Source organism: Modestobacter sp. VKM Ac-2985 (assembly GCF_026967925.1).
Taxonomy (GTDB): Bacteria; Actinomycetota; Actinomycetes; order Mycobacteriales; family Geodermatophilaceae; genus Modestobacter.
Genome location: NZ_JAPVBI010000003.1, coordinates 621,412 through 634,748 on the forward strand (window position 1 = coordinate 621,412; position 13,337 = coordinate 634,748).

Genomic DNA, 13,337 nt, shown 5'->3' on the forward strand with positions numbered 1-13,337 from the left:
AAGAGAGACACCGTGTTCGAGTACTTCCCCACCGGCCCCTACACCTGGAACCTCGGCGTCGTCGCGACGCTGAACTCCGGCGGCCTGATCGACGAGGTGGACCGGGCCTGCCGGCCGATCAAGGACGCCGCGAACGCCGGCGAGGACACCGGGACCCCGGACTTCCTCCGCGCCTGGCGGGCGCTGACCGACCAGCTCGCCGGCCAGGCCGAGGAGGCGGAGAAGGCCGGGCACACCCGCACCGCCGGCCAGCTGTGGTCCCGGGCCAGCAACTACCTGGCCCAGGCCGAGCGGATGCTCTCCCACGCCGACCCGAACCGGGTGCCCACCTACCGGCGGATGCTGGAGATCGCGCAGAAGGCGTTCGAGCTGCACAGCCCGCGGGTCAGCCGGGTGGAGATCCCGTACGAGGACACCACGCTGCCGGCGTACTTCAGCGCCGCCCCCGCCACCGACGACGGGCCGGCCCCGGTCGTCGTCCTGGTCAACGGGCTGGACTCCACCAAGGAGCACATGTACGCCTCGGACCACTGGGCGGAGCTGGCCGCCCGCGGCATCTCCTGCCTGATGCTCGACCAGCCCGGCACCGGTGAGGCGCTGCGCCTGCAGGGGCTCACCGCCCGGATCGACACCGAGGTGTGGGCGGGCGCTGCCGTCGACTGGCTGGAGTCCCGCACCGACGTCGACGCGGCCCGCATCGGCATCGTCGGCTGGTCGCTGGGCGGCTACTACGCCCCGCGCGCGGCGGCCTTCGAGAAGCGCTTCGCCCTCTGTGTGGCCTGGGGCGCCAACCACGACTGGGGTGCGGTGCAGCGCCGCCGGCGGGAGCGTGAGGGCGAGCGCCCTGTCCCCCACTACTGGGAGCACGTGCTGTGGGTCTGGGGTCACGACGGCGACGAGGACCACCTCGACGCCTTCCTCGACTTCGCCGACGCGGTGAACCTCGACGGCGTGGTCGAGCAGATCACCGTGCCGTTCCTCGTCGCCCACGGCGCCGACGACCGGCAGATCCCGGTGGCCATGGCGCACCGCTCCTACGAGCAGGCGGTCAACTCCCCCAAGCGGGAGCTGCGCGTCTTCACCGCCGAGGAGGGGGCCACCGAGCACATCGGCCTGGACCACCTCTCCCACGTCAGCACCTACATCGCCGACTGGGTCGCCGACACCTTCGCCGAGCACCAGGGCGCCCGCGGCTGAGAGCGGCTGGGGGCCGTACGCCCGCGAGCGGAACGGCCCCGCACCGGCGACCGCGGGCGCACACTGGTCACACGCGCCGAGACGGGATCCTGCGCAGGACGGGTGCAGCGCCGGCGGCGCGACGATCCCGGCGGACCGCTGGAGCTGGCCGTGCACGATCAGAGCGGGAACGGGCAGGCGGGGTTGCTCGACGCCATCCGCGCGAGGCGCCAGGGCGTCCACGCCTACGTCGACGAGAAGGCCCCCGCCAGCTCGCGGCTGTCGACGATCAGCATCGTCAGCAGCGCGGTCGCGGCGGCGCTGACGGCCGGACCGGCGCTGGGCGGGACGAGCTTCGCCGAGACGGTGCAGGACGGCCTGTCCCTGGACCGGTCGCAGACGGTGTGGCGGGTGCTGTGCTTCGCCGCACTGGCGGTGTCCCTGACGGCCGCGATCTCGGCCAACCTGAACAAGGCCAACGACCTGACCGCCCGGCTGGCCGCGGCGGAGACGGCCGGCGCGTTGCTGGACGGCCTGGACGCCCGGCTGCGGTTCGGCGGGCTGGCGGTCGCCGACGCCGCCGCGGAGTACCGGGAGATCGTGGCCACGATCCCCTTCGTCCGAGAGGTGTGGCAGGACCGGGGAACGGGGTCACCCGCGGGGGGCGGTGGCGCGCGGGCCGGCCGGCGGTGGACGGACTCCGCGGCGCGCCTGGCGGTCGTCCCGATCGTGGCCGCCGTCCTGCTGCTCGCCGTGCTCGTCGGGCTCGCCCGAGGCCTGTCCGGGGCGGCGGCGGAGCCCGGTCCGGCAGCGCCTCCGGCACCGACCGCCCCGCCGGCGCCGACGGCCGGGCCGGCTCCCTCCCCCACGGCTGCCGTGGGCGAAGCCGTGTTCGGCGGGCGGACGGCGGAGGCGGGGATCAGCCTGGCCATCGTGACCGGGGACGGGGAGGCGGCCGCGTACCTGTGCGACGGCCGGGCGATCGAGGCCTGGCTGACGGGCACGGTCGTCGGTGACCGCCTGGCGCTGACCGGGCGGGACGGCGCCACCCTGACCGGCACCGTCAGCGGCGAGCTGGTCTCGGGGGAGGTCAGCACGCCGGACGTGACGACCCCGTTCGTGGCGCGGGCGGCGGAGGAGCCGGCCGGGGTCTACCGGGCGGACGTCCAGGTGGACGGGGCCGACACCCGGGTCGGCTGGGCCGTGCTCCCGGACGGCAGCCAGGTCGGGATCGTGAGCCTCGGCGGCGCGCAGGCCCCCGCACCGCCCCTCGACCTGGACGACCGCACCTTCCGGCTGGACGGAGAGCTGTACGAGGCTCAGCGCCTGCTCCCCTGAGGCCGGGGTCGCCGGCCCTGGCACCGCTGCCGGCCCGGTGCGTCCGCTCAGGGGACCGGCAGCTGGTGGGCCAGCCGGTCGGCGAGGGTCAGCCCGGTCAGCACCGGGTTGGCCGAGCCGACGGTCGGGAAGGCGGCCTGGTCGCAGCTGTAGGCGTTGGCGAGATGGTGGAACCGGCCCAGTGGGTCGGTCACCGACGTCGCGGGGTCCTCGCCCATCCACAGCGTCCCGGACTCGTGGTGGGTCGTGCCCAGCCCGCGGTGCCACTCCGGGAACGGCCGCTCCAGCGGGAAGGGCTGGCCCTGCCAGCCGCCGTCGTACCGGTACTGGATGCGACCGGGCCCGTCCGCCAGGTGCTGAGCCAGCGCGAGCGCGGCCACGTCCATCTCCCGCCAGGTCTGCTGGTCGGCGCCGGAGGCCACCAGGTGCACGAACGCGCGGGGGACGCCGAACTCGTCGTGCTCGAACGGGCTGAGGTCGATCCAGCTGCGGTCCGGGTGCGGCACGGGCGTCCCGGCGTCACCGGTCATCTCCGCCACGCCGCGCAGGGTCAGCGGCACCCACTGCGGGTCGGGGTCGGCCAGGTGCGCCTCGAGCTCCTCCACGTCGGGCACCATCGTGAAGAGCAGGTCGTCGGAGTCGCCACGGCTGGTCGAGGCGGTCAGCTGCAGGTGGAACGCCCCGGTCTGCGCCTGCCCGCGGACCAGCAGGGCAGCGGTCTGGACCCGGTCGCCCACCGGTCCGAGGGCGTCCCGGTGGACCCGCACGGCGAAGTCACTGCGCAGGTGGGCCATGAGGTTGCGCCCCATCAGCGGCGTCGGGAACGAGTGCAGAGCCAGCCGGGTGCTCTCGATCGCACCGGCGGCCAGCACCACCGAGCAGTCCGCCCCGAGGTCGAGCAGCTGCCGGTCCCCGGCCACCTCCACCTCGACGGTGTGCACCCGGCCGCCGCCGGCGTGCAGCGCGACGACGTGCGCCCGCGGGACCACGAACAGGCGGCGCGCGGCGTCGGAGCCGCCCGACGAGCGCACGTCCCGGCGCACCATGTCGATCAGCAGCGGGAGGCTGCTGAACTTGTCGAAGCCGAACAGCCCGGAGACCGGGGAGCTCCCCTGGACGGCCAGCGGCGCCGGCTCCGCCGCGGTCAGCCCGTCGACCGCGGCCACTCCGGCGGCGACCGCCGGGGAGAGCGCGTCGTGCAACTCCCCGAAGACGAAGTCCGTCCCCGGGACGACGCCGGTCTCGCTCTCCAACCGGGTGTAGCGCGAGCGCAGGTCCGCCGCTGTCGCGGCCGGCCAGCGGGCCAGGTCGCCGTCCAGCAGCCGGGGGCACCACCCACCCCAGTACAGCGACTTCCCGCCCAGGCAGTAGGCCTGCCCCGGGAAGGCCACGTTCCCCCGCCACGGCAGGCCCCACACCAGGTCGCGCGCCGTTCCGGGGTCGACCTCGACCGGTGCCGGGACGTCCAGGCCGAGGCGGCCGAGGTTCTGCACGTGCTCGGCCACCAGCAGGCTGCCCGCGTCGAGCAGCAGCACCCGCGCGGTGGGCCGAGCCCGGTACAGCGCGGCCGCGAGGTGGGCGCCGTAGGCACCCCCGCCGACGACCACGGTGGTGAACGGCGCTCCCCCGTTGCCGATCGCCTCGGCCCACGTGCTGCACACGAAGCGGCCGAGCGCGTCGGTGCTGAACGCGGTCTCCTGGACGGCGACCTGCCCGCCCGTCGGTTGCAGCTGTGGCAGCGGCATGGCCGGAGTGTCCGCGTCCGGTCGAACCGGCGCCAGACCCGTGCCCGCGCCGACCAGGGACCTGCCGGACGCCACGCCGGGCCCTCCGGCGGCCGTGACGGATCGGTGACGGCCGGGACCGAGCATGGGCAGCAGCCGGTGTGCGTGCGCGTCACGGTGCCCGACCGGCTCGGTGTGGAGCCCGGTCGACGGGAGGTGCGCGGTGCCCGGAACGCTGCCGATCGTCTACGTCCGTGGCTTCGCCGGCGACACGTCCGGCATCGACAAGGCGGTCGACGACCCGCTCTACGGTTTCAACCTCGGCTCCACCCACGTCCGGGTCGGCGGCGAGGGTGACCCGATCTTCTACCAGTTCGAGGGGCCGTTGCTGCGGCTGCTCGGCGAGCGGGGCTACCGGCTGCACGTCGACGGCGGCCAGGTGGCGTTCCTGGAGAGCCAGCCGGACGGGTCGCTGGCGCCCGCCACCCTGTGGGTCCACCGCTTCTACGACCGCTCCGCCACGACCTGGCGCGTACCCCGCCCGCAGCCCTTCTCCATCGAGGAGGCGGCCGAGGACCTGCTCGACCTGGTGCAGCAGGTCCGGGCGAAGACCGGGGCGCCGCGCGTGCACCTGGTCGCGCACTCCATGGGCGGGCTGATCTGCCGCTCGATGATCCAGCGGGTGGTACCCGACCGTCGGGACGGCGTCCGGGCCCGGGACCTGGTGGACCGGCTGTTCACCTACGGCACCCCGCACGGCGGCATCGAGTTCGAGGTGGGGTTCGGGCTGCTCGAGGCGCTGCGGGACGAGTTCGGCATCGGCGGCGGCGACATCTTCGGCCGGGAGCGGATGTACGAGTACCTCACCCCCACCGCCCGGCGGCAGGCGCGGGTGCCCGACGGCTGGGACCCGCGGACCAACCCCGACGAGGACAACTTCCCGGCCGAGCGGATCTTCTGCCTGATCGGCACCAACGCCACCGACTACGCCGCAGCCCACGGGCTGTCCGCCCGGGTCGTCGGCGTGAAGAGCGACGGCCTGGTGCAGGTGGAGAACGCGCTGGTGACCGGGGCCAACCACGCCCACGTGCACCGCAGCCACAGCGGCCGGTTCGGCCTGGTGAACTCCGAGGAGGGCTACCAGAACCTGGTGCGCTTCCTGTTCGGGGACGTGCGCGTGACCGCCGACCTGGTGGGCCTGCGGCTGCCCTGCGACGAGGAGCTGACCTGGCAGGCCGAGGCCTGGGTCTCGGTGCGTGGCCTCCCGGTCCTGCTGCACGCGCAGAAGGCGGCGCACCACTGCCCGATCCTCATCGAGCAGCCCGCACCCGAGGATCCCGCGGACCGCCCGGTGCCGCTGATCACCACCTACCTGTGGAGCGGGGCCGCCCGCCCCGTCGCGCGCATGCGCTACACGATCTCGCTGCGGCTGCTGTCCCTGCGCGAGGACCACCGGGTCTTCTCCTGGACCGACCACACCGAGGGCAGCCTGGACTTCGAGGACCACCTCGTCGTCGACGTGGAGCAGCGGCCCGGGGGCGGCCTGACCGCCTGGGCCGAGTGGGGCTCCCGGATCGAGGTCCCGTTGCGGGCCTACCAGGCGGCCGGGGCACCACTGACCGACGTCGACCCGGCCGCCGGGTCCTGGCGGGCCGAGGTGCCGCTGCCCGCGAGTGGCGCGTTCCTCGGCCCCCGGGCGGCCGTGGCGCTCACCGTGCGACCCGCGGGTTGACGGCCAGGTGACGCGGCCGACGGACCCTGGTCCCCACACAGGAGGTGCCCGATGGTGCGTCTGATCGAGGTACGGCAACCCCGGGAGCACGACGTCGTCGCCGCCCGGTTCGCCCTGGCCGGCTTCGGCTCCGGCTTCGAGGCCACCGTCACCTGGCGGCTGCTCGGCGCCGGCGGTGCGCCGCTGGGCGAGGGGCTGGTCCCCGGGGTGGGGTCGATGGGCGTGGTGGACGACTTCGGCCTCGAGGTCGCGCTGCCGGCCGGGGTGGACGCCCGGGGCGAGCACGCGCTCCTCCAGGTGTTCGGCGACGACGCGTCCGGGGAGAACCCGCCGGGCACCGACCTGAACCAGGTCCGGGTCACGCTCTTCACCGGCATGCACGGCTGGCGGCTGCACGAGGTCGTGCCCGGCGACACCCTCTCGCGGATCGCCCGGGACCAGGGACAGGGCACCAGCGTCGGCGACGTCTTCGAGGCCAACCGGGACAGCCTGATGGACCCGGACCTCATCTTCCCGGGACAGGTCCTCCGGGTCCCGCTCTTCTGACCACCGGCCGGCCGCCACGTCGGCCACCTGGAGCGATCGCCATGGGCTCCCCGGCTCCCACGGAGACCACCTGCGCCGCCTTCCGGCGGCTGCCGCCCGAGGCGCTGCGGCCCGGCGCCGTGCACCGCTTCGTCGTGGGCGAGGACGACGCCGTCCGGGTCCTGACCGGCGAGGAGGCCGCGGCCGAGCTGGCGGACCCCTTCGCCACGCTGCTGCTGCTCCGCGGCGTGTTCCCGCGGACGGCCGGCGAGGTGCTCGACGAGCTCGACCGGGGCACCCCGGCCGGTGACCCGTTGCGGCAGGGGTTCTTCTTCCTGGTCGGTGAGGGCAGCCAGATCCCGATGAGCGCGGCCACCGCGTCGGTCGACCGCCGGCTGCGCTTCCTGGCCACCCGCGGTGCCGGGCCCGACGGGGCAGAGGTCCTGATCAGCGCCTTCCACCCCGACGAGGGCGACGTCGAGCTGATGGCCTGGGACCAGCGGACCGGCGGCTTCAACTACTTCCAGACGGTGGGCGCGACGTCGGCCTGGGTGTTCGCGGGCAACTCCCGGCACGCGCTGCGCGCACCGACGCAGGGGAAGGGCCCGTTCGAGAGCCACCTCAGCGGGAACTTCGTCATGAAGGAGCTGCGCTTCCCGTGGCTGCACTGGCACTCGCAGGCGGCCAACGTCCTCCCCTCGGTGCTGCCCCGCGACCCACCGCTCGCCGACCACCCCTGGGTCACCGGCCGGGACCCGCGGGGCGCGCTCACCTGCGAGGTGGCCGTCGCCAAGCCCGGCATCCTGCGGTGGACCAGGACCCGGTTCCAGCAGCTGCTGGCCGACGGCGGCGTCGTCGAGGACCCGGCCCGGGTCATGGTGCAGGTGCTCGGGACCCCGAGCGTGAACATCATCAGCAGCCAGACGGAAGGCCGGGCCGCCGTCGCCGCGGACGTCGTCGACCTGCCGCAGACCTTCTTCGTCGACTCCGAGGGGCTGACCGAGGTGCTCGGACTGCAGGAACCGCCGCCGTTCACCGTCTCCGGCGCGGTCTACACGGCCAACCTGACCTCCACCCGGATGCGGCTGACCGACGGGCGGGGCTTCGAGCGCGCCGGCGACACGCACTTCGCCTTCGCCGTCCCGGAGCGGGCCTTCGAGGACCGCGCCGTGCTGGAGGAGGCGCTGAGCACCGGTCTGCTGACCCGCCGGCTGGCCGCCTGCCTGCTGATGACCGACTTCCCGAACCCCGTCTTCTCCGCCCGCCGGGAGGCCCTGCTGGCGCACGTGCCGGCGCGTGCGGTGGTGACCGAGGGGGCGAGCAGCTTCTCCCAGGAGATGGGCGACGCGGTGGCCGCAGCCGCGGAGGGCACGCCGGCCGGCAGCCCGGAGCGGGAGTTCGCGGCCCGGTGGGCGCTCGGTGAGGACTTCCAGGCGCCCTTCGACGCCGAGCTGCAGGACTACTACGGAGCGGTGACGGCGCGGCTGGCGACCCAGGAAGGCTACGACGACGTCGTCCGGCTGGCGGAGTCGCGACGGGCCCGGGTGCGCACGATGCCGATCTCCGAGACCCCGTTGCTGTTCGCCCGCACCGACGTCCCACCCGGGGACCGGACGATGCGGGCCGACGCCACCGTCGTGGAGGGCTGAGCGGTGCCGGTGCTGGACAGGTTCGACACCCCGGCGCGGCTGCCCGAGCCGGACGACGCGGGGCGGGACGCGTGGAGCGCACGCGTCGCGGGGCTCGTGGCCCCGCTGGCGGCCCGGTTCACGCAGTTCTTCGACCCCACGGCCACCGACGTGTCGGCCGATGCCGTGGCGCCGCCGATCGTCTGGAACGCGTTCCCCGCCACACTGCTCCAGTCCGCCACCTCGCAGGAGCAGCGCTGGCGGACCGCCGACGCCAGCCGGCAACGTCAGGACGAGTACTGCGAGTGGAGCGTCGAGCGCGACGGCGCGGGCACCGTCACCCGGGTCACCTTCACCACCGAGGTGCCGGAGTACTACGAGCACCTGGCCACCCAGGACCCCGACCGCCTGCTCGCGCTGTACCGGGAGCTCGTCGGCCCGCACGTGCAGCCGGACGAGCTGATCGTGGGCGGCCGGTACGTCCGGGAGAACGTGCACAACCGCTCCACCGACGGCCGGCTGGTCCACCTGGTCCAGCGGAACAACACCCTGGGCGCGGCGCTGGTGCTCGCGGCGGAGGCCACCGTGCTGCGGCACGACGCCGCCGGCGAGCCGGTCACCACCGCCCAGGCCCTGGTCCGGTGCGGCGGCCTCGGCGAGCCGCTGCGCAACAGCGACCCCCAGATCGCCGCGGCGACCAACGACGCCGCGGCCACCGGCGCCGAGGTGTCGCTGCTGGACCCGATGGGCCTCTACCTCGACGGCCTGCTCACCGCCGGCATGCGCACCCCCGACGGGGTGGACCCGGCCACCTTCTGGACGATCGAGCGCGGCGACGCCGAGCACGCCCTGCGGGCCGGCTACGCCGTCCCCCCCGGAACGCGGGTACGCGGTCGGGGACATCACGCTCGACGGTCGGCCGATCCGCTTCGGCGCTCAGCTGGCCGACCGGGTCGGTGTCCGCCTCACCGCGCTGGTGGACCCCGCCGGGCACCGCCCGGTGCGGCTGCCGTGCGTGGCCTGACGGCGGGCCGGACGCGGTCGGGCAACGGGTCGGGGTCCGGCCGGTGGGCCGGGACCAGTCCGGGAAGAGGGCGTAGCGCTCGTCGAGCCGGGCCACGTCGGCGCGGAACCAGTCCGCGAGCCAGCGCCGGTACCCGTCGAGCACCGCCTCCTCCGGCGCACCGGTGCGGTCCAGGTCCAGCCCGCCCGAGGAGCTCGGCCGGCGACGGTGGGCGCACGCCGACGTCCAGGCCGTGGGCGGCCAGCAGGTCCGCCCAGCCGTGCGGGGCCAGCCGGTCGCAGACGGCCCGGACGTCGTCCAGCAGAGCCACCGTGGCTCCGGCTCAGGGCTGCTGGGCGAAGCGGATCAGCTGCGGCATGTCGAACGAGCCGTCGTCCCGGGCCAGCGGCGGCTGCGGGCGCCAGGCCGGTTCGACGCTCAGGTAGGACAGCGGGTCGTGCGCCAGCAGCCCGAGGAGCACCTCGGCCACGATCCGCCCGCCCACCGGCCCGAGCGCCCGGCCGCCCTCCAGCAGCTCGGCCTCCTTGAGCACGTAGAACCACAGCGGCGGGTGCATCGCCAGCTCGCCGTCCAGGTCGTCCAGGCCCAGCTCCGTCGCGGTGAGCGGGGTGATGCCCATCGCCCGGGCGACCGTGGTGCCGGCCGGCAGCCCGAGGCGCAGGCCTCGCTGCAGGTTCCGCTCGGCCAGCGAGTGCGGCGGGTCCGCGGCGACCGATGCAGGCAGCGAGGCGAGCGGCCCGGCCAGCGACGTGTCGATCGCCAGGCTCGGCTGCGCCTCGACCTGCGATCCCGGCATGTCGAACAGCAGGTCCCACTCCACCGCCCACTGGGGCGGGAGACGGCGGAAGCCGTTGAGGTTGGACAGCTCGTCCGGTGGCAGCTCCGGCCCGAAGACCGGGATGGGTCCCTGGTCACCGCGCGCGCCCTTGACGAACTGGTTGATGTCGTACCGGCCGCGGATCATCGAGTGCCCGAACCGGTAGGCCGCGACCGAGAACTCGACCGGGACGTACGCGGTCTCCTGCGGTGCGTAGAACTGGAAGTGCGGGCGGGGCACGGTCACCTGCTCCCCCCGGGTGCCGACGACGAGGGTCTCCGGGCGCAGCACGTCGTCGACCACCACCCGGCCCACGATGCGCGTCAGGAAGTCGTGCACCACGACCCACTGGTAGTGCCAGCGCACCAGCCGCTGGGTCTCCTTGAACGCGTTGTCACCGGTCAACGGCGTCGTCGCCGCCACCAGCTCGGCCACCTGGTTGTGGAACCGCAGCATCGTGCAGTGCAGCTGGGAGACCAGCGTGTTCTCGTCGTTGCGCGGGTCGCCGATCAGCGCGCGGCCGAAGAAGACCTCCTCCTCACCCCGCCGGCGCGGCTCGTTGCGCGGCAGGTCGGGTCCGGCGCCGCTCGGCTCGTCGGGCACCACCCCGACGTCCTCCCCGAGCGTGAACCGCATCAGCCCGCCGGAGTCGTCGTACAGGTAGGGCTGGTCGGCCGGGCCCCGGCCGTAGAGCGAGTCCAGGTCGAAGCGGGGTGTCCGGAAGTTGTGCAGCGCGTCGGGGTCGTTCTGCCGCTGCAGGCTGGAGACCGGGTCGAAGGTGATGTCGTGGTCGATGAACTGGCCCAGGTAGGTGTAGCCGGACGGGATGCCCGGGTTCTCCACCGGACGCCCACCGGGGTCCATCCGGGCCGCGAGCGCGGCGAGCGCCTGCGGCTGGTGCTCGAACACCGGCAGGTGTCGGAACATCCGCCCGAACGGCCCGCTCGCGTGGGACGACGAGGGCAGCACGTCCACCCCCCGCAGGGGGCGGGCGTGGTGCTTCGGCTCCGTGGGCGTGGTGATCGACGGGAAGATCGTGTCGGGTCGTTCGACGTCGTCGGCGTCACGGGCCATGACGTGCCCCCTCCGGTTGCTGGCAGACGGGTGTCCGTGGCACAGCATCGGCCTGGACCGCCACGCTCCCGTCACCGCGGCGTGAGCACCGCGTCACGCCGCCGTCTGCACCAGGACGGCGTCCCGACGGGCGCTCAGACCGCGGGTGCCCGCACCCGCCGGAGGGCGCCGACCAGCTGGTCCATCTGCGGGGTGGGTGCGACGCCGAGCTCGGCGGCGAGCAACACCCGGAACGAGTCGTAGGCGCGCACCGCCTCCACCACGTTGCCCTCGGCCAGGTGCACCCGGACGACGGCGCGGTGCGCGCTCTCCCGCAACGGCTCGGCCTGGGCCGCGGCGTAGGCAGCCTGGGACGCCTCGCCGAAGCGGCCCGCGGTGATCAGCCGGTCGGCCAGCGCCTCCAGGGCGTGGATCCGCAGCTGGCGCAGCCGCTCGCGCTCCAGCAGGACCCAGTCGTCGTACCAGCCGGGGAGCAGCTCGCCGCGGAGCCCCACGTCCGGCACGGCGGCGACGCCGTCCACGGGAGCCTGCCGGCGGAGCACCCCCTGCGCCCACTCGGTCAGCTCCCGGACGTCGACGCGGACGCCGTCCGCCAGGCTGAGGACACCCCCGGAGGCGACCACCAGGCCGGGGGCGACCTTGTGCAGGCGCCAGAGCGCCGAGCGCAGGCTCCCCAGCGCGTGCTCCTCCGGGACGTCGGGCCACAGCTGGCCGGCGGCGGCGGTCCGCGCCAGCCGGCCGACCAGGCCGAGCCGGGCCACCACCCGCTGGACCCCGTGCGGGAGCTCACCCACGGCGGTGTCGGGTCCCGGCTTGCCCCGGTGCAGGCCGAACCCGTCGAGCAGTGCCACGTGTGTGGTCCAGGAGGCGTCCACGAGTCACTCTCCTCGGCACCCCTCGGAGCCGCTGGAGGGACGTGCGCTGGGGTGCCGCAGGACTGCGATCGTCGGCACGTCACCCATCGCTGTCAATCGGCTCGGCCCCGTGACACCGGGACTCACCGAGCCAGTCACCCACCGCAGTCGGCAACTCACCCCAGGGCGGGGCGGAGGCCCCGGCAGGCGCCGGCTACGCCAGCTGTACCGCCATCGGCAGGCTGTCCCATGCGCGCAGGGTGTTGTTGTGGTGGCGCCGCGTCGGGCCGGCCAGCTCGATGCGGGCGACCCGCCGGGCCAGCGCGGTGAGCACCGACTCCGCTTCCAGCCGGGCGACGTGCTGCCCGACGCACTGGTGCAGCCCCATCCCGAAGCCGACGTGGCCCGAGGGGTCGCGTCCGAGGTCGAAGGCGTCGGGGTCGGTCCAGCGCCGCGGGTCCCGGTTCGCCGCCGCGAGGAACATCAGGATCTTGTGGCCCTCCGGGACGACCGTGTCCCCGATCCGCACGGCGGTGGTCGTCGTCCGGAAGAAGGTCTGCACCGGCGACTCCCAGCGGATCGCCTCGTCGAAGGCGACCCGGGCCAGCGAGGGGTCGGCGCGCAGCCGGGCCCACTGGGCCGGGTTCGTGGCGAAGGCGTACAGGACGGCGGAGATGCCGTGCACCGTGGTGTCCACGCCGGCGGTCAGCAGCGACCGGACGACCAGCGGCGCCTGCTGCGGAGTGAGGTCACCGCGGTCGGCGGCGGCCCAGATCGCGGCACCGAAGCCCCCCTCGGCCAGCGACTCCCGCCGGCACTGCTCCCCCACCCAGCCCGACAGCTCCGCCACCCGCGGCGCGCCCCTGGCCACCAGGTCGTTGGACGGGCCGAAGGCGTTGAACGCGTGGTCGCCGTAAGGCAGCAGGTTCTCCCGGCCGTCCGGGCCGAGGCCCACCGCGTCGGGGAACACCCGCAGCGGGAATGCCTGGGACAGCGCCGGCACGGCGTCGAACTCGGTGCCCTCGGCGAGCACCTGGTCGACCAGCTCCTCGGCGTCGGCCGCCCAGCGCTCCCGCAGCTGCCGGAGGGCCCGCGGCCCCAGCACGGAGGTGAGGACCCGCCGCGGCGCGTCGTGCCGGGGCGGGTCGGCCTCCAGCAGCAGGCTCGGCGGTCGCCACGGCTCCTCCGTGCGGAAGTTGCTCAGGCTCACCCCGGCCGCGGACTGGAACTGCTGCCAGTCGACGAGCGCGGCGTGCACCTCCTCGTACCGGGCGAGCGCGTGGACGTCGTAGCGGCTCAGCCAGGTCACCGGCCCGGCCTCGCGCAGCTGCTCGTGCAGCGGCAGCGGGTCCTCGAGGACCTCGTGGCCGAACGGGTCGGCGTCGCTGACCGGCAGCCCTGCCGTCGGGCTCGTGGTGCGGGTCATGCGGAGCTCCTCGTCGGGG

10 protein-coding genes are annotated in these 13,337 nt (G+C 74.7%); 6 read left to right on the top strand and 4 right to left on the bottom strand.

Annotation, left to right across the window (positions count from 1 at the left end; genetic code table 11):
- Positions 1–12: 12 nt before the first annotated feature.
- Both O2V61_RS18990 and O2V61_RS18995 read left to right on the top strand, forming a co-directional pair.
- Positions 13–1,197 (top strand): alpha/beta hydrolase family protein, encoded by a 1,185-nt coding sequence (locus O2V61_RS18990; RefSeq protein WP_269184830.1) that lies wholly within the window; start codon positions 13–15, stop codon positions 1,195–1,197.
- Positions 1,198–1,347: 150 nt separating this feature from the next.
- The gene (locus tag O2V61_RS18995; RefSeq protein WP_269184831.1) at positions 1,348–2,514 is read left to right on the top strand and encodes a hypothetical protein; all 1,167 of its coding nucleotides are present in this window, start codon (positions 1,348–1,350) and stop codon (positions 2,512–2,514) included.
- Between the two features lie 47 nt (positions 2,515–2,561).
- On the opposite strand, the gene O2V61_RS19000 is transcribed toward O2V61_RS18995, so the two are convergent.
- On the bottom strand, positions 2,562–4,259 hold the full coding sequence (locus O2V61_RS19000) for a GMC oxidoreductase (RefSeq protein WP_269184832.1): 1,698 nt from the start codon (positions 4,257–4,259) through the stop codon (positions 2,562–2,564).
- A 202-nt stretch (positions 4,260–4,461) separates the two neighbouring features.
- Between O2V61_RS19000 and O2V61_RS19005 the strand changes: the two genes are divergently transcribed.
- Genes O2V61_RS19005 through O2V61_RS19020 form a run of 4 tightly spaced genes read left to right on the top strand, consistent with a single transcriptional unit; the run spans position 4,462 to position 9,572 of the window.
- Positions 4,462–5,970: an alpha/beta fold hydrolase gene (locus tag O2V61_RS19005; protein ID WP_269184833.1), complete on the top strand. Its 1,509-nt coding sequence runs from the start codon at positions 4,462–4,464 to the stop codon at positions 5,968–5,970.
- A 51-nt stretch (positions 5,971–6,021) separates the two neighbouring features.
- Positions 6,022–6,516 carry a LysM peptidoglycan-binding domain-containing protein gene (locus tag O2V61_RS19010; RefSeq protein ID WP_269184834.1) on the top strand — a complete coding sequence of 165 codons (495 nt, stop codon included), beginning with the start codon at positions 6,022–6,024 and terminating at the stop codon, positions 6,514–6,516.
- A gap of 41 nt (positions 6,517–6,557) precedes the next feature.
- Positions 6,558–8,144 (top strand): hypothetical protein, encoded by a 1,587-nt coding sequence (locus O2V61_RS19015; RefSeq protein WP_269184835.1) that lies wholly within the window; start codon positions 6,558–6,560, stop codon positions 8,142–8,144.
- 3 nt (positions 8,145–8,147) lie between these two features.
- Positions 8,148–9,572 (top strand): hypothetical protein, encoded by a 1,425-nt coding sequence (locus O2V61_RS19020; RefSeq protein WP_269184836.1) that lies wholly within the window; start codon positions 8,148–8,150, stop codon positions 9,570–9,572.
- Here the strand turns inward: O2V61_RS19020 and O2V61_RS19025 are convergent.
- The 3 genes from O2V61_RS19025 to O2V61_RS19035 all read right to left on the bottom strand — a co-directional run bounded on the left by O2V61_RS19025 (position 9,470) and on the right by O2V61_RS19035 (position 13,318).
- Complete coding sequence (locus O2V61_RS19025; RefSeq protein ID WP_269184837.1) at positions 9,470–11,038, bottom strand: peroxidase family protein; 1,569 nt, start codon at positions 11,036–11,038, stop codon at positions 9,470–9,472. The genes O2V61_RS19020 and O2V61_RS19025 overlap by 103 nt on opposite strands.
- 134 nt (positions 11,039–11,172) lie before the next feature.
- Positions 11,173–11,913, bottom strand: coding sequence for an AfsR/SARP family transcriptional regulator (locus tag O2V61_RS19030; RefSeq protein ID WP_269184838.1), 741 nt, complete (start codon positions 11,911–11,913; stop codon positions 11,173–11,175).
- A gap of 193 nt (positions 11,914–12,106) precedes the next feature.
- Positions 12,107–13,318 (bottom strand): cytochrome P450, encoded by a 1,212-nt coding sequence (locus tag O2V61_RS19035; protein ID WP_269184839.1) that lies wholly within the window; start codon positions 13,316–13,318, stop codon positions 12,107–12,109.
- Positions 13,319–13,337: the final 19 nt, after the last annotated feature.